This is a genomic window from Clostridium sp. AUH-JLR23 (assembly GCF_964238065.1).
GTDB classification, from domain to species: Bacteria; Bacillota_I; Bacilli_A; order Erysipelotrichales; family Coprobacillaceae; genus Allocoprobacillus; species Allocoprobacillus merdigallinarum.
This window is the reverse complement of record NZ_CAXSKY010000003.1, coordinates 99,636-115,050: the sequence shown is the minus strand read 5'-3', so window position 1 is coordinate 115,050 and position 15,415 is coordinate 99,636. Positions and strand designations below refer to the sequence as shown.

Sequence of the window (15,415 nt, the reverse complement as noted above, 5' to 3'; positions counted from 1 at the left end):
TTCTTCTAATCTAAATCTTCTCCATTTGTTTCAATCACATGTTTATACCAATAGAATGATTTCTTCTTAGCTCTTGAAAAATCTCCTTCATGTGCATTATTATAATTGACATAGATAAATCCATAACGTTTATCATATTCACCTGTAGAAGCTGAAACAATATCAATTGGTGCCCACATCGTATATCCTAATAAATCAACACCATCATAATCAACAGCTTCTTTCATTGCTGCAATATGAGCAGCTAAATAATCAATACGATATTGATCATCTACAACATATTCATCATTATCATCAATATATTTATCATAAGCTCCAAAACCATTTTCAACAATCATCATAGGAAGTTCAAAACGATCATTAAACCAGTTGAGACACCATCTTAAACCAACGGGATCAATTTGCCATCCCCAATCACTAGCTTTTAAGTATGTATTTCTGACATAGTCTTCTTCAGAGAAATCAAATGAACGACCAAATCTTCCAGTATATTTTGTCGCATAGCTCATATAATAAGAGAATCCTATATAATCTACACATCCTTCAGCCAATGCTTTTTCATCTTCTGGTAAGATAAAGTTATCATATCCTTTTCTTTCAAATTTCTTTAATAAGTGTTTAGGATAATGTCCTCTTGCATGAACTTCTACATACCAATATTTTTGATGCATTGCTTGTTGTGCATTTAAAACATCTTCAGGATTGCATGTTGCTGGATAAACACCATTCATACCAATCATACATCCAACTTTTGCATCGGGATCAATTTCATGTGCCGCTTTCACTGCCAATGCACTGGCAACTAATTCGTGATGTGCTGATTTATACATCATATATTCAATATCGTCACCTTCTTTAACAAGAACTGCACCTTCTTGAGCAAGATGATGTGCTCCCATTGATATTAACTCAGCCTGATTATTGATTTCATTAAAAGTCATCCAATATTTAACTTTTCCTTTATATCTTTCAAAACAAACTTTGGCATATTTCACAAAGAAATCAATACATCTACGATCCATAAACCCATTATACTTTTCAGCTAAATGATATGGCATTTCAAAGTGTGATAAAGTCACAATTGGTTCAATTCCTAAACGATGCATTTCATCAAATAAATCATCATAGAATTTTAATCCTTCTTCATTAGGTTGTTCATCATCACCATTTGGAAAAATTCTTGTCCATGCGATAGAAGTTCTAAAAGCTTTAAATCCCATCTCTGCCATTAAAGCTAAATCTTCTTTATAATGATGATAGAAATCAATACCCACATGATTTGGATAATCTTCACCATCAATAACACCATTTGTAATTCTTCTTGCAACACCATTAGATCCTGCTGTCATCACATCAGCAATACTAACACCTTTTCCTCCTTCATTCCATGCTCCTTCAGCTTGATGGGCAGCAATCGCTCCACCCCATAAAAAATCTTTTCTAAATCCCATTTTTTAATTACCTCCATTTCTATTTTTTATTATACTACAAAACAGTTTTGAAAAAAGAATATTTCATATAATAAAAGATTATTTTTCTCTCTTTTCAACCACCACATGAACAGAATCACCAGGTTGCTTGTTTAATTGTTTTCTAATAGATTTCAACATCCCAATAATATAACAGATTTGACCATATTCATCTTTCACTCCCATATTGACAATACTTCCATCATAGGGAACACCATCAAATGTGACATGAACTTTCATTCTTCCTTTTCCATATAATTGTCTTATATCATAGGGACAAATCACATAAGCACCATCTCGATCCTCTACTTTATGAATCATGGCATCAAATTCAAATAAGTGACTCATTCAACAATCTCCTCTTGTTTTTTGGCTAAATTTCTTTTCACTTCTAAACGATAATTCGTCCATCTTCTCAATAACTCATAAATAACTGAGAAAGTTGGTAATCCAAAAACCATTCCTGGTATACCAAACAATCCCCCACCAACACTGACTGCAAATAACACCCATAAAGCTGATAAACCAACTGAATTTCCTACAACATGTGGATAGATTAAATTGGATTCAAACTGTTGTAATAGGGTACTGAAAACAAGGAAAATCAATGCTTTCACAGGTGATACAAATAATATTAACACTGAAGATATCACCGCCCCAATAATAGGCCCAAAATATGGAATAATATTTGTAAAACCAATGACAATAGCCGCAATAGACGCATAAGGAATATCTAAAATCATACAACCAATATAACACAATACGCCAATAATAATTGATTCTGTTAATTGTCCAGCCAAGAAATTTTCAAAAGTTGTTCCTGTTAATTTGACAACTTCGCTGATATACTGATAATGTTGATCGTTAAATAAAGCATGTGCAAATTTCTTCACCTGTCTGATTAGTTTATCTTTAGAGAAAATCATATAGATAGCCATGACAAATCCCATAAAAATATTAATGACACTTGTTGTGATATGGGAAACACCTGAAGCAATATTAGGTGCCCAAGCCGTTAAAGTAGAAATGAATGTTTGAGCAAAACGTGTTTGAAATTCATTGATTTTATCAAGAAGATCTGGTGATAAACGAATTTCTTCAAACACATAATTCAACCATTTTTCAGCCTGCGCAAAAATACTAGGTAAATTATCTATTAATGTTCTTACATTTTCTATAACTTGTGGCACAACAACCATAACAACAAGTAATAATACTAATAAAATAAGTAACACTGATAAAATCGCTGAAACAACTCTACGTTTTTTCTTATTTTGTATAGCTAGTTTCTTTTCAAAGAACTTCATTGGAATATTAAAGATAAAAGCCAGAATAAAACCTATAATAAATGGTTGAATAATATTTAATAATTCCCCCAAATATTGAAAAATACTTTCAAAATAAATCACTCCTAAAACAAGTAAAGCGGTATAACTCAAAATAATGAATATATTTTTTAATGTCAAATCACGTACTTTTATGGATGTTTTCAAATCAATCACCTCATTTTTATTTTATATTGTCATTATGAACTCTTTATTTATCTTCCATAATATATTTTTGCATCAAAGATGGATTCTTTTCTAAGAATTTAAACACAAAGACACCTATCAATAATACAATCAATTCTCCTATAAACACATACATAGCATTTATAAAAAATGGTAAATCCAATAAAAAATATAACTCTGCACCAACAATAATCCCATTAAACAAAGCACCTAAAAAAGCTCCTAGAAATAAGTTAGAAATCATTGTCAATGATAGACAAGTTATAAGTGATGCTAGCGTACCAAATATAACATCATAAATGCCCAATGGAGAAAACGCATTAGCCAACATGCATCCTACAAGTAATCCCGGAATATAGCGACGATTATAAAAAGCTAAGAAAATCAATATTTCGGATAATCTTAACTGAATTGCACCATAAGAAAAAGCAGAACATACCAAAGTGAAAACAGCATATATACAGGCTATCATTGCATTTATCGCAACTATTTGTATTTTTCTTTTCATATCTCAACCTCACTTCTTTATTCATTATACCATATTTTTATATTTCTTTAAAAAAAGCTTTTCATTTATTCTTCCATTAATTAAACTATATTTAAAGATAGGAGGAATCATTATGACAACGCTTTATGTTTCTGATTTAGATGGTACACTATTAAATTCCAATCAGACATTATCTCCCTTTACCATCCAGACAATCAATCAGCTTGTTAGTGATGGCATGTTATTTTCTTATGCAACTGCCAGATCTTATCAGACAGCTAAGAAAGTCACACAAGGATTACAGGCGCCTTTTCCTTTAATTGTTTATAATGGTGCATGTGTGAGAGATAATGTATCAGGTGAGATCTTATTATCACATTGTTTCCAAGAAGATATTCATCTGCTTTTAGATCATTTTTTAAACAATCATCTTTATCCTATTGTCTATGCGTTTATTGACGGTGAAGAAAAATTTTCTTTTATTCCAGAAAAATGCACACCTGGAATGCTTGAATTTATTGAGTCTAGAAAAGGTGATCCACGTATCAGAATCATCCATCATCCCAAAGACTTTTATGTTGGTCAAATTTTTTATGTCACATTGATTGATGAAACAGATAAGCTTAAACCGTTTTATGAATATTATCAAAAACAATATCATTGTTTATTCCAAAAAGATATTTATACAAATCAACAATGGCTTGAAATTATGCCTCATGGGACATCTAAAGCACATGCTATTGAACAATTAAAACATATTTATCATTATGATCGTCTTGTTGTTTTTGGAGATGGCGAAAATGATATAGAAATGTTTCAATTAGCGAATGAAGCTTATGCAGTAGATAATGCACATGAAAAATTAAAAGCGATTGCTACTCAAATCATCCCTTCCAATGATCAAGATGGGGTTGCTCAATTTTTAAAAAAGACATATCAAAAGCTATAATATGATTTCACATTATAGCTATACATAGATAATCTTCACTTCAGATAAATTTATTTTTCCTTTTAAAATCATTGTATGTTCAACAATATTATGATCAAACATTTCCATATCAATATATGATAGTACACTATCTGTACAATTCTTCACTTTCCATGTCTTTGGAATATAAAGTTCTAACATGGCACAGCTCATATAAAGATAACAATTGATCTCCTGTCCTTTTATATCAGCCTGATCAAAATAAATCTTCATCATTCCTGCTCTATTGGTAATGGTTATATATTCCATATTTTGTGAGTCAATATAACGAATACAGCTTCCAAAGCTTTCTTTAATATCAACATGCCCATCTTTTACAGTTTTTTTATCTTGAATATCCTGTGCGTAATGGGTATGTTTTTTTGATGATGGAAATAATATATGACAACCTATACTTGCTAATAAGGCAGCTATTAAGACTGTCCAAGGCGTAATGGCTTCTAAACCAAGTGGCTCATCATAAATGATGATTAAAAACGCTATTGAAAACAAGAATCCTGTTGCACGTTTATGTAATAAACTAGATAAAGCAGATACACCAAAAAAAACTGTCAGTAATAAAGTCCATATACTCATATGTATATTCACAAGACCTAATTGTGTCACAATCAATAAGACTGCCAAAGCAATAAACAAAACACCCCAAAACATTTTACTTTTTTTCATCTTATAACCTCTTTTCCTCTAATCTTATTTTTAGTGGTTTATAATAATGTCTAGATACATACACTTGCTTATGTGTATCTTCAAATTCAATAAGACATGGACTAGATATTGTTTTATGAATAGCATATATTTTCTTGACATTCAAAATAGTCGACTTTGATATTCTCATAAAATTTCCTGGTAACATTTCTTCAAGTTCATACAGTTTATATTTAATCTGATACATATCATTTTTGGTATGGGCATGAATATGATGATCACTGGTTTCAAAAAATAAAATATCGTCCAATGATAAATAATATTCTACTTGACCTTTATAAAAAATCATTGTTTTTGAACTTTTAGACATATCATGAATCACTTCTTGTATGCGTTGCACTTTTTCATTCAAAGATGGAGCTTTAATAACCACTTCTTCTTCCTGTAAACTCTCATCTATTTCTATTTTGACTTTCATATCTAATCTCCTTTGATATCTTTACTATAATAAGAAATACCAAAAAGTAAATACTCCTAGCCTAAGTGGTTCATATGTCAAAGTAAGTGGTCAAAAAAAGGTATGTATCATGAAATGATATATACCTTCTTCATCCTATAATTCTTCACCGTTTGTTTCGATGACTTTTTTATACCAATAATAAGAATCTTTTGGAATTCTATTCAATGTTCCAGAATTTTCATCTTCTTCTCTATCAACATATACAAATCCATAACGTTTCTGATATCCATTTAACCAGCTTAATAAATCTGTATATGACCATGTACAATAAGCCAAAACTCGACATCCATCATCAATAGCTTTCTTTAATTCTTCAATATGTGCTTTTAAATAAGCAATACGATATGGATCATGAACCTGTCCATCTTCAACCTTATCAAAAGCTCCTAAACCATTTTCAGAAATAACAACAGGTAAATCATAACGTGAAGTAATATCACGACAGCACATTCTGATTCCCATTGGATCTATTGTCCAATCCCAGTCAGTTGTTGGCAAGAAATCATTTGCCGGATTCTTATATAATCCTGGTACACCTTGAACTTGAGCTGTTCCTTTTTCACCTGTGTTGTTCATTGTATTCGTCATACCAACACCATTGATATCATTATATTCAGCAACACATGTCTGATAATAATTGACACCCATAAAGTCAACTAATGCAGCAGCTTTTTTCAAAATGTCTTCATCGCCATCTTCCATTTGTGGAGTGACTCCTTGACTTTCTAAATATGCCCAAGCACTTCTTGGATAACGTCCATAAGCATAGATATCCATCCACCAATAATTTTGTAAATCATCATAATCAGCTTTAGCCATCGCATTTTCAGGTTTTCTATCATATGCATAACATGGACTGTAAGCAAATGAAGCTCCTACTTTGGCGTCAGGATACATTTCTTTTAAAGCCAAAACTGTCTTTGCATGTGCCATATTGGCATGATGGTTAACCTGATAGAATGTTTTCATATCATTTTCTTTTCCTGGTGGATGCATTCCTTTTAACCATCCAAATGATGTAAAGATATTTTGTTCGTTCATTGTAATCCAATATTTAACACGATCTCCATATCTTTTGAAAAGTGTTGTTGCATAGTTTACATAATCATCAACAATCTGACGACTTTCCCATCCATGATATTGATCTTCTAAAGCTTGAGGCATATCCCAATGATAAACTGTCACCATAGGTTCAATGCCATATTTTAATAATTCATTAATTAAATTATCATAGAATTGAAGCCCAGCCTCATTCACTTCACCATTTCCATTTGGATAGATTCTTGTCCAGGCAATAGAGAAACGATACGTTTTTAATCCCATTTCTGCCATTAATTTGACATCTTCCTTGTAACGATGATAATGGTCAACAGCTTTATCTCCTGTTGTTGCTTTAAAAGTCTTTCCTGGAATTCTTACAAACTTATCCCAATTGGAAACACCTTTTCCATCTGCGTCCCATCCACCTTCTACCTGATAAGCAGCAGATGCACTTCCCCATAAAAAGTCTTGAGGGAAACCTTTTGATTTTTCAAAATACATATAAGTCCTCCTTTTTATATATTCTCATTCATAAACTCAATTAGAGATAATGAATAGGAATCCTGTTTATCTTTTAAATCATAGAGATGTTCTTCTTTGATTGGAAACAATAATTTCTCAGAAGCATCATGATTATATAATGGAAATACCATATGGAATGGCACATCCTGATCATTTTTAGAATGAATATAAACTGTTGGAATCTGATTTTTCTTAACCAGTTCTACAGTATCTAATTTTTTAATATCTAGCTTTAACTCATCTTTCACGACTTTTCTAATCATCATACCCGCTAAATATTTCGTTACTTTCATCTCTTTTTGACATTTCAATGTCAAATAGTGATAAACATTGTCATAAGCTCCTTCACTGATAATCAAATCTACATTCTTTAATTTACCAAGTCCAGAAGCATTTAAAATCGTATTTGCTCCCATTCCTTTTCCATACATAATCAAATGATGCTGATCTCCATACTTCTGTAATAAATACGTATTGAAATACATTAAATCAAAAACATCACGATAACCAAAACCACGAATATATCCATCACTTAAACCATGAGCATGTGCATCAATCATTAAAATATTATCATTTTCAAAAACGCTTTCTAAATATTCAACAGTCTGTGTTAAAGACTTCGCTGATGCCATTAATGCATGCAAACAAACAATTGTTCTTGTCGCATTTGGTTTTTCTATCAGATAAGCTTGAAGATATAAACCTTTATGATTTTGTATTTTGACTTTTTGAGCATTGATTTTTTCATACCAGTTTCCTTGATCTTCTTTATTTAAATGTTCACGATATAATACCTTTTTAGCAAACTGATTAGCTAAAGCTAAGCTTGCTGTTAGGGTAGAAGCTGTTAAAGTAGAAGCAACTGCTGTTGTAATGGCTACCTTCTTTTTCATTTATACCACTCCTTAAAATTATCCATTAATAATCTATTAATATTTGTAACCTGTTCAAATGAACTGAGGCGATAACTTTCATTGTCCATTCTTGCTGCAAAATACTGTATAGCTGTCACCAATTCATCTCTCACTTTTGGTTTCATGTTATCTGGGAAAGATTCAATTGGAAAACAAGTAAAGACAAAGGTATTATAATCTCTATGGAATAAATCCAGTAAGATCTGATATCCTTCTGCTTGAATAATAGAATTTCCTAATGCCAGATCCAAATCATGATTTGCAAAAGTTAACATATAATGAATAATATTACGCAACACATTCATTAAAACTTCATAATAATGATCATAATCACTATAAAAAATATAGTAAATATACGAAAAAACAAGATTCCCCTGATTTTCATCTTTCTTTTTATCAACCAATACAAAATCTTTCTCTATTAATGTAAATTCATCTTTAAATGTATCTATAATAGCTTTTGTCACATGGTATTGTGATAAAACCATTGATCCAAAATCAGTCATAATAGCAAATGTAAATCGTGAATTTAAGCATAGTGTACGAATAGCCTTAAAAAGTTCATCAGGAACATTCTTATAAAATTTATCTAAATGGCGATAAACAATGCGTATGATTTTTCTAATATAATAAAGATGATATTGATATTCAGTATCTAAATATTTTGAATTGGTACCATCCCACTCATATTGATATAGCACAGATTCAAATAAAAGATTCAATGAATCAATAAAGTTTTTATAATTCTTATGCTTCAAATTCATCTTTAAACATGGTAAGAAAATTTTATAGAAATCATCCATTGTTTGTTGGTTAATTCCATGATGATACTTCATATAACTTAAAATATCACAGAAATCAATAGGCGCTAAGATATTCAGTTCACTTGATACTGTTTTGATAAAATTTTCATACAATGAATAATGCAAAACACGTTTATATCCTAGTTTTGCTAGTATTCTTGAAAGAGCATCTTTAACAATATAAAGCTTTTCCTGTTCATGTAGATCTTCTGAAAAAGTATACGTAATTTCATCCTGACAATGAATTTCAACAAAAATATCAATTTGTCTAAAATTCTGATCCAACATATAATAATGAACTTTAAACGTATGTTCTTCGGTGCGATAGCCACTATGATAACGATATTTTCCTACATACTGTGATTGATGATCAGCCATAAATTTTTCCATGACTGCTTTATCAAACGTCATATTTTATCCTCCTTTATGAGCTTTTTGAAAACGTGGTAAAAACTGATTACGTACATACTGCACGGCAATGTAACGTATATTTTCTTTAGAAAAATCTCCTCCTATAGATAATGAAGTATCCATAATTTCTTCAGTCAATAAAGTTAATTCATGATCTGATAATTCTATTTTTTCCAAAGCAATAGTTGTTCTTACAATTTCTTTACAATCATCTATATAATTCTTTTTATCTATATCTGTCACATGTTCCATATTTTAACACTCCTCTTATTCATCATTATAACATGATTATATGTCTTTTTTATAGACAATTCTGTCTTTTTTTTAAGTCATTTTATGATGCTTTTCTTCATCATTTCTCATATAAAAAGATAGCTCTGTTCTATCTTCTCTACATCTCTTTTTCACACAGCTATCTTAAAAAAGTTATGTCTTCAGTTATGGATAAACCTAAGTTTTCTAAATGTTGTCGGGCCTGATGATACGTTTTCATATCCAGTAAAGATTGGCTTTCATGAGCATCTGTTCCAATAATGATACGATTGCCCACCTCTTTAGCTATTTTGAAAAAAGTATCATTAGGATAATGACGATGTGTTTTATATCCTAACAAATTAAATTCTAATGGTAAATTCATTTCCTTTGCCTTGATACATAATCTAAGCATTTCCTGCTTATAGAATGGATCCGATGTATCATAACGTGCCAAATCTGGATGTGCCACATAACTATATAATCCAGTTTCCATAGCTTTTATGCAGCTATCAACATATTGAGATAATTGTGATTTTGTAAGAGGATGTCCAAAATATATGCCTGTTTCATCACTGCCATCATAATGATGACCTAAAATAATATAATCAATAGGATATTGTTTTAACATGTTTCTTAAACCATCCATATATTTTTCAAAATATTCACATTCTAATCCTATTTTAATAGAAATTTGATGCTTATATTTTTCCTTTAATTTTAATAAAGTTGATACATAATCATCAATCTCATAGGCTTCCATACGCATCGTTGGATGAAATGAGGAATCATAAATCCAAGGGGTATGATCACTAAATCCAAGTTCTGTATAACCAGATTGAATAGCTGATAGAATATAATCTTCTTCACTATCTATAGCATGTTGACAACGTCTTGTATGAGTATGATAATTCTTCACTATGACTCAGCTCCTTTTCTTGATAATTATAGCGTATTGCCTATAATTTTTCTATGATTATTGTATAACTCCATTTTTAATTCAAACTGGCAAGATTGAATTAATAGATAATTTTATAAAAGTAGCTCTAAAAACTACAAACCATTTTAGAGCTATCATATTTCATATTTAATTTTATCTTCATCACAATCATGACTCATTTCATAATCAATCAACTTAAACAGACTTCTAAAATTTAATATTTCAGACTCATGATTGACTTTACTAATTAAATCATTACGACTTCTTGTTTAAATATTCTTCTTTTGTATTCAACAATTCTTGCTTTTATTCTTCTGTATCTTTTCAACTACCACTTTTATAGGTGTTATTTCTAAAAAACACTATTTTCTTATCAATCATGTTTTTTAGAGTATTATACTCAATGCCAAAAACATACTGCGAGAAATCCTCAAGATTTTCATGGCTATAGACATTCAAATTCATACTTTTTAGTTCATAAAATACTGCAAACTGTTTATATCTGAGATCTGATATATATTCGCATCTTATAATTACATACATATCATCAAAGATGTCCTTTTTGACTTCGTGCTTCGTCATAGACCTCTAGTACTCCTTCCATCTCCTGGGTATTAACAATATCCCCATTTTCCTGATCGTGCAGATAGCATTCCATCGTATACTTATATCGTCCTTCACTCAGCAGATAGTATGGTGTAAATCCCGTAATGCTTTCTCCAGGCTTAAGTATCTGTGATTCGTATAGTACTCTTCCATCTTCTAAGGTAATCTTATAGCTGATATCATATGGATTTCCTTCCACGTTGAACAACCATGTTACTGTCTGTGGGTTCTTTAGATTCCATCTCAGCTCTGTATAGTCTGGTATCGAATAGCTTCCCTGCTCTACATTCTCAAAGCTATCTGGCATCTGCACTATAACAATATCGTCTTTCGTGATTGTTGGTAATGTTGAATGATACCATCTGATTGCTCCCCAGAGAAGACCTCCACATATCAGCAAGGTCCCCATCAGCAAAGCCATTATCTTCTTCCAGCTGTACTGATATACAACTATGTTACATTTCTGACCATTATCACTGATGCATGACAGATACCCTTTACATTTCTGAAAGAACTTTCTTTTCTTTGAAACAGGTGTGATATGCAAGCGATAATTCTCATCCATGACATAGTCATTTGTCTCAAGATTGTTCCCTGGTCGTATCTCTCCAACTGTTTCATCATTGCTCTTCTTCTCCAGTATCCATTCATGTCCCTGTCTGTCTCTATATATCTGATGCGTCTCTCTGCTTCCTTCCTTAGCATCTGTCTCTCTATATCTATATATCATATTACCTAACTATCAGTGTCGCTTCCAGCTCTCCTGCATTGAATGCTGCACTGCTTTCTCCTGTATCATCTTTCAGTGCTGAAGAAGCAACATGAATGGTTATTGGATACTCTCCAGCTTCAAATGTTCTGTACATATTAAATTCTCTAACTCCATATCCAGGTTCAATGACCTTTGATTGATAGATTTCTTCACCTGTTTCTGTCAGTGTAATCGTATAGGTCAAATTCACTGCATTTCCATCAACGTTCAGTAGTAGTTGTTCCACATGCGTACTTCCTACATCAGCATACACCGTTGTGATTCCTGGCAACCTAATGTTCTCTGGATTGGGATTGTACATCTCGCCAGCTGCTATCTTGATAGGTGTATCATCAGACGGCATAGCTGCCTGAAATATAAAATACAGTGATGTACCCAAAAGAGCCACAAGGATGAGAATCAGACACACAATCTTCGAGACTGAACGACCCATGATTCTCAAATAATCAATCGTATCATCCTCATTCCTGCATGGAAGATAGCCTATGACCTTGTCAAAGAAACCAATCTTTCTTTTCGGTGGTTCAACAACCAATGTTTCGTCTCCATCATATAGTACATCATCCGTATTCAGACGATTCTTTTTTCTGACCTCTCCAACAGGAGACACATCAATCTTTCGTACATACCCCCACTTAACACCATGATCATCTCTGAACATTCCATCCGTCTGTTCAGGGTTTATATATTCATATCTCATACTATTCCTCCTCAACAATCAGCACGGCATCCAGCTGTCCGGCATTGAATGCAGCACTCGTATCACCATCATAGTCATCCATAGCTGAAGACGCTACATGAATTGTAATAGGATATTCTCCTGACTCAAAGCTACGATTCATATCAAACTCTCTGACACCATATCCAGGTTCAATAACCTTTGACTGATAGATTTCCTCTCCCGTATCAGTCAGCGTAATGGTATAAGTCAGATTCACTGCATTCCCTTCCACATTTAGCAAAAGCTGTCGCACACGTGTATTTCCTGCAGTCGCATGAACCTCTGTAATTCCGGGAAGACGAATGTTTTCTGGATTGGGATTCGACATCTCTCCACTGGCAATCTTGACAGGATCATCAACTGGTCTGTTGGCCTGTCCAAGCCACAGTCCTCCAAAGAAGATTGTCAGCAGCAAACACAAGAGGATGGTCACTGCCAGAAAACGACCATGTTTCTTCCTGACAACACGGACAAAGCAATCCTCCTCATCCAGTGGAATATAACCAACGACATGCTCCTTACTGTTCTCTTTGCTGCTGTAGGGACGAAGAAAATGTTCCTCTCCATCTTCCCCAATAAGGACAAGACTGTCATCCGTATTTTTAGGAGACAAATCGCCTAGAATACGATAGCCTCCGTTTGGATAGAGTTCCTGCATCTCATTTATAGAGATATAGTTCCATGCTTGTTTTTTATCATCCCTGAAAACCTTGTTACACTCAAAACTTCCAACATGAAAAGCCATTCTACACACATCCTTTCTTATATATCATCATCTATTCTGTTCAATTATTCCTATCCATTTATAACCATCCATGATACATGGATGGTTATAAATGAATCACAAGGGATATCATAATACCCCTTGTATTCATATATTACTTCTTCCCTTATTGATCAGAGAATTTCCAAGTTAAAGTCTGTGTATATGTCTTTCCATCTTCAGCTCCAGTTTTATCTGTAAGCCATGCTTTGATAGATAATTCATTATCTGGATCTGCTGCCATTGTTCCAATTGTTGTGTCTTGATCTGTTCTAAATTGTGAAGATGCACCACTTCCTAATGTCATAACAACATTTTGCTGAGCATTTTGACCGTCTTTCATTTGGATACCAGTACTTCCAACTGTGTTTGCATGAGTTGCTAGTTTGACTGTTACTGTTTCAGCTCCAGTATAAGTATCTTGTGTTCCACCAGCACTTTTTTTTGTATTCAATAATGTGAAAGGCATATTAATACCTGAATCATAGCTTACTGTTGAATCGTTTAATACAACCTTTACTGGATAATCTACTGTCCAATCTGCTAATGTTCCATCTGGATTCTGTCCTGTTGATTGTCCTGGAGTATATTCAAAGTTTGTTGCTCCTCCAGCTTCAGCAGCAAATACGCTGTTTCCTGCCAATGATGTTACTGTCATTGCGCTTAATAATCCTAATGCCAATAATTTTGTTACTTTCATCTCTTTCCTTCTCCTTTTCATCATTAATTTCTATGTCTGAGACAAAATATCTATTTTATCTCATTCAAGTCTTTATTTCCCATACTAATGCTATATCCTAATTTAATATTTGATATAGACAGCACATAAACTTGAATCAATAACTAATTACTTGAAAAATTCCAAGTTACTGTCTGATAATAGCCTTCTCCATCAACTGCTCCAGATTTATCATATAGATACGCATAACCTACACAAGTTTTATTATTACTACTTAACGATCCAAAATTCTCACTATAGTTGTTAGATGTACTATTTGCTTTAAATTGGATGTTATCAATATTACCAAATCTTTGTGCTAGTCCTATTACCATTAAGACATCATTGTGAAGACTATTTCGGTTATCTCTCATCTGCAAACGTCCTCTAAAATTACTGCTATAAATATCATCATGATTCTTGACTCTTAGATTAACAGTACTAGATCCAGTATATGAATTGTTTGGATTATTTGTATCTTCTAAAGAGAAAGTCATTTTCTGACCTGTTTCTTTTGATATATTTGAATCATTTAATACAACTTTTACTGGATAGTCCACTGTCCAGTCTGCCAAAGATCCATCAGGATTCTGTCCTGTTGACTTTCCTGGCAAATAAGAAACTATCGAACTTCCACCACCCTCAGCTGCAAAAACCATATGACTAGAACCTGTAAACAGGGTTGCAGCTACAATTAGAAAGCATAAAACTTTTTTTAACATGTTTTATCAGTTCCTTTCTCCTATTGATCAGAGAATTTCCAAGTTAAAGTTTGTGTATATGTCTTTCCATCTTCAGCTCCAGTTTTATCTGTAAGCCATGCTTTGATAGATAATTCATTATCTGGATCTGCTGCCATTGTTCCAATTGTTGTGTCTTGATCTGTTCTAAATTGTGAAGATGCACCACTTCCTAATGTCATAACAACATTTTGCTGAGCATTTTGACCGTCTTTCATTTGGATACCAGTACTTCCAACTGTGTTTGCATGAGTTGCTAGTTTGACTGTTACTGTTTCAGCTCCAGTATAAGTATCTTGTGTTCCACCAGCACTTTTTTTTGTATTCAATAATGTGAAAGGCATATTAATACCTGAATCATAGTTTACTGTTGAATCGTTTAATACAACCTTTACTGGATAATCTACTGTCCAATCTGCTAATGTTCCATCTGGATTCTGTCCTGTTGATTGTCCTGGAGTATATTCAAAGTTTGTTGCTCCTCCAGCTTCAGCAGCAAATACGCTGTTTCCTGCCAATGATGTTACTGTCATTGCGCTTAATAATCCTAATGCCAATAATTTTGTTACTTTCATCTCTTTCCTTCTCCTTT

At 32.6% G+C, this 15,415-nt stretch carries 18 protein-coding genes; 1 reads left to right on the top strand and 17 read right to left on the bottom strand.

Annotated elements, in window-relative coordinates; translation table 11 throughout:
* Positions 1 to 5: 5 nt before the first annotated feature.
* The 4 genes from ACESR5_RS02560 to ACESR5_RS02545 form a co-directional block, all read right to left on the bottom strand.
* Positions 6 to 1,451, bottom strand: coding sequence for a 6-phospho-beta-glucosidase (locus ACESR5_RS02560; protein ID WP_373154088.1), 1,446 nt, complete (start codon positions 1,449 to 1,451; stop codon positions 6 to 8).
* Positions 1,452 to 1,529: 78 nt separating this feature from the next.
* Complete coding sequence (locus ACESR5_RS02555) at positions 1,530 to 1,817, bottom strand: DUF1905 domain-containing protein (RefSeq protein ID WP_168082456.1); 288 nt, start codon at positions 1,815 to 1,817, stop codon at positions 1,530 to 1,532.
* Positions 1,814 to 2,962, bottom strand: coding sequence for an AI-2E family transporter (locus tag ACESR5_RS02550; protein WP_129738418.1), 1,149 nt, complete (start codon positions 2,960 to 2,962; stop codon positions 1,814 to 1,816). Before ACESR5_RS02550 ends, ACESR5_RS02555 begins: the two co-directional genes overlap by 4 nt.
* Before the next feature lie 43 nt (positions 2,963 to 3,005).
* Positions 3,006 to 3,488 (bottom strand): QueT transporter family protein, encoded by a 483-nt coding sequence (locus tag ACESR5_RS02545; RefSeq protein ID WP_087296928.1) that lies wholly within the window; start codon positions 3,486 to 3,488, stop codon positions 3,006 to 3,008.
* 112 nt (positions 3,489 to 3,600) lie between these two features.
* Between ACESR5_RS02545 and ACESR5_RS02540 the strand changes: the two genes are divergently transcribed.
* Positions 3,601 to 4,416 (top strand): HAD family hydrolase, encoded by an 816-nt coding sequence (locus tag ACESR5_RS02540; RefSeq protein WP_373154087.1) that lies wholly within the window; start codon positions 3,601 to 3,603, stop codon positions 4,414 to 4,416.
* 18 nt (positions 4,417 to 4,434) lie between these two features.
* Here the strand turns inward: ACESR5_RS02540 and ACESR5_RS02535 are convergent, their stop codons facing one another.
* From ACESR5_RS02535 to ACESR5_RS02475, 13 genes are all read right to left on the bottom strand, one after another.
* A complete protein-coding gene (locus ACESR5_RS02535) occupies positions 4,435 to 5,121 on the bottom strand; it encodes a hypothetical protein (RefSeq protein WP_373154086.1) in 687 nt (228 codons plus the stop codon).
* 1 nt (position 5,122) lies between these two features.
* Positions 5,123 to 5,578 (bottom strand): LytTR family DNA-binding domain-containing protein, encoded by a 456-nt coding sequence (locus tag ACESR5_RS02530; protein ID WP_087244463.1) that lies wholly within the window; start codon positions 5,576 to 5,578, stop codon positions 5,123 to 5,125.
* Positions 5,579 to 5,713: 135 nt separating this feature from the next.
* Positions 5,714 to 7,162 (bottom strand): glycoside hydrolase family 1 protein, encoded by a 1,449-nt coding sequence (locus tag ACESR5_RS02525; protein WP_087244462.1) that lies wholly within the window; start codon positions 7,160 to 7,162, stop codon positions 5,714 to 5,716.
* Between the two features lie 14 nt (positions 7,163 to 7,176).
* The gene (locus tag ACESR5_RS02520; protein ID WP_373154084.1) at positions 7,177 to 8,076 is read right to left on the bottom strand and encodes an alpha/beta hydrolase; all 900 of its coding nucleotides are present in this window, start codon (positions 8,074 to 8,076) and stop codon (positions 7,177 to 7,179) included.
* On the bottom strand, positions 8,073 to 9,311 hold the full coding sequence (locus ACESR5_RS02515) for a hypothetical protein (protein ID WP_373154083.1): 1,239 nt from the start codon (positions 9,309 to 9,311) through the stop codon (positions 8,073 to 8,075). Before ACESR5_RS02515 ends, ACESR5_RS02520 begins: the two co-directional genes overlap by 4 nt.
* A 3-nt stretch (positions 9,312 to 9,314) precedes the next feature.
* A complete protein-coding gene (locus ACESR5_RS02510; RefSeq protein ID WP_087244459.1) occupies positions 9,315 to 9,563 on the bottom strand; it encodes a hypothetical protein in 249 nt (82 codons plus the stop codon).
* A gap of 160 nt (positions 9,564 to 9,723) precedes the next feature.
* Entirely contained in the window at positions 9,724 to 10,482 is a 759-nt protein-coding gene (locus tag ACESR5_RS02505; RefSeq protein ID WP_373154081.1) for a histidinol-phosphatase HisJ family protein, read from the bottom strand.
* A 568-nt stretch (positions 10,483 to 11,050) separates the two neighbouring features.
* A complete protein-coding gene (locus tag ACESR5_RS02500) occupies positions 11,051 to 11,839 on the bottom strand; it encodes a hypothetical protein (RefSeq protein WP_373154079.1) in 789 nt (262 codons plus the stop codon).
* Between the two features lies 1 nt (position 11,840).
* Complete coding sequence (locus ACESR5_RS02495) at positions 11,841 to 12,581, bottom strand: hypothetical protein (protein ID WP_373154078.1); 741 nt, start codon at positions 12,579 to 12,581, stop codon at positions 11,841 to 11,843.
* 1 nt (position 12,582) lies between these two features.
* Entirely contained in the window at positions 12,583 to 13,347 is a 765-nt protein-coding gene (locus ACESR5_RS02490; RefSeq protein ID WP_373154076.1) for a hypothetical protein, read from the bottom strand.
* Between the two features lie 145 nt (positions 13,348 to 13,492).
* The gene (locus ACESR5_RS02485) at positions 13,493 to 14,065 is read right to left on the bottom strand and encodes a hypothetical protein (RefSeq protein WP_373154074.1); all 573 of its coding nucleotides are present in this window, start codon (positions 14,063 to 14,065) and stop codon (positions 13,493 to 13,495) included.
* A gap of 143 nt (positions 14,066 to 14,208) precedes the next feature.
* Positions 14,209 to 14,742 carry a hypothetical protein gene (locus ACESR5_RS02480; RefSeq protein ID WP_373154073.1) on the bottom strand — a complete coding sequence of 178 codons (534 nt, stop codon included), beginning with the start codon at positions 14,740 to 14,742 and terminating at the stop codon, positions 14,209 to 14,211.
* 83 nt (positions 14,743 to 14,825) lie between these two features.
* Entirely contained in the window at positions 14,826 to 15,398 is a 573-nt protein-coding gene (locus ACESR5_RS02475) for a hypothetical protein (RefSeq protein ID WP_373154072.1), read from the bottom strand.
* Positions 15,399 to 15,415: the final 17 nt, after the last annotated feature.

What these genes read in the sequence shown, in the direction of transcription:
- ACESR5_RS02485 (WP_373154074.1), bottom strand. Translation starts at nt 14,065, where the DNA reads ATGAAAGTAACAAAATTATTGGCATTAGGATTATTAAGCGCAATGACA.
- ACESR5_RS02510 (WP_087244459.1), bottom strand. Translation starts at nt 9,563, where the DNA reads ATGGAACATGTGACAGATATAGATAAAAAGAATTATATAGATGATTGT.
- ACESR5_RS02475 (WP_373154072.1), bottom strand. Translation starts at nt 15,398, where the DNA reads ATGAAAGTAACAAAATTATTGGCATTAGGATTATTAAGCGCAATGACA.
- ACESR5_RS02530 (WP_087244463.1), bottom strand. Translation starts at nt 5,578, where the DNA reads ATGAAAGTCAAAATAGAAATAGATGAGAGTTTACAGGAAGAAGAAGTG.
- ACESR5_RS02545 (WP_087296928.1), bottom strand. Translation starts at nt 3,488, where the DNA reads ATGAAAAGAAAAATACAAATAGTTGCGATAAATGCAATGATAGCCTGT.
- ACESR5_RS02555 (WP_168082456.1), bottom strand. Translation starts at nt 1,817, where the DNA reads ATGAGTCACTTATTTGAATTTGATGCCATGATTCATAAAGTAGAGGAT.
- ACESR5_RS02540 (WP_373154087.1), top strand. Translation starts at nt 3,601, where the DNA reads ATGACAACGCTTTATGTTTCTGATTTAGATGGTACACTATTAAATTCC.
- ACESR5_RS02515 (WP_373154083.1), bottom strand. Translation starts at nt 9,311, where the DNA reads ATGACGTTTGATAAAGCAGTCATGGAAAAATTTATGGCTGATCATCAA.
- ACESR5_RS02560 (WP_373154088.1), bottom strand. Translation starts at nt 1,451, where the DNA reads ATGGGATTTAGAAAAGATTTTTTATGGGGTGGAGCGATTGCTGCCCAT.
- ACESR5_RS02480 (WP_373154073.1), bottom strand. Translation starts at nt 14,742, where the DNA reads ATGGTTTTTGCAGCTGAGGGTGGTGGAAGTTCGATAGTTTCTTATTTG.
- ACESR5_RS02490 (WP_373154076.1), bottom strand. Translation starts at nt 13,347, where the DNA reads ATGGCTTTTCATGTTGGAAGTTTTGAGTGTAACAAGGTTTTCAGGGAT.
- ACESR5_RS02495 (WP_373154078.1), bottom strand. Translation starts at nt 12,581, where the DNA reads ATGAGATATGAATATATAAACCCTGAACAGACGGATGGAATGTTCAGA.
- ACESR5_RS02500 (WP_373154079.1), bottom strand. Translation starts at nt 11,839, where the DNA reads ATGATATATAGATATAGAGAGACAGATGCTAAGGAAGGAAGCAGAGAG.
- ACESR5_RS02525 (WP_087244462.1), bottom strand. Translation starts at nt 7,162, where the DNA reads ATGTATTTTGAAAAATCAAAAGGTTTCCCTCAAGACTTTTTATGGGGA.
- ACESR5_RS02520 (WP_373154084.1), bottom strand. Translation starts at nt 8,076, where the DNA reads ATGAAAAAGAAGGTAGCCATTACAACAGCAGTTGCTTCTACTTTAACA.
- ACESR5_RS02535 (WP_373154086.1), bottom strand. Translation starts at nt 5,121, where the DNA reads ATGAAAAAAAGTAAAATGTTTTGGGGTGTTTTGTTTATTGCTTTGGCA.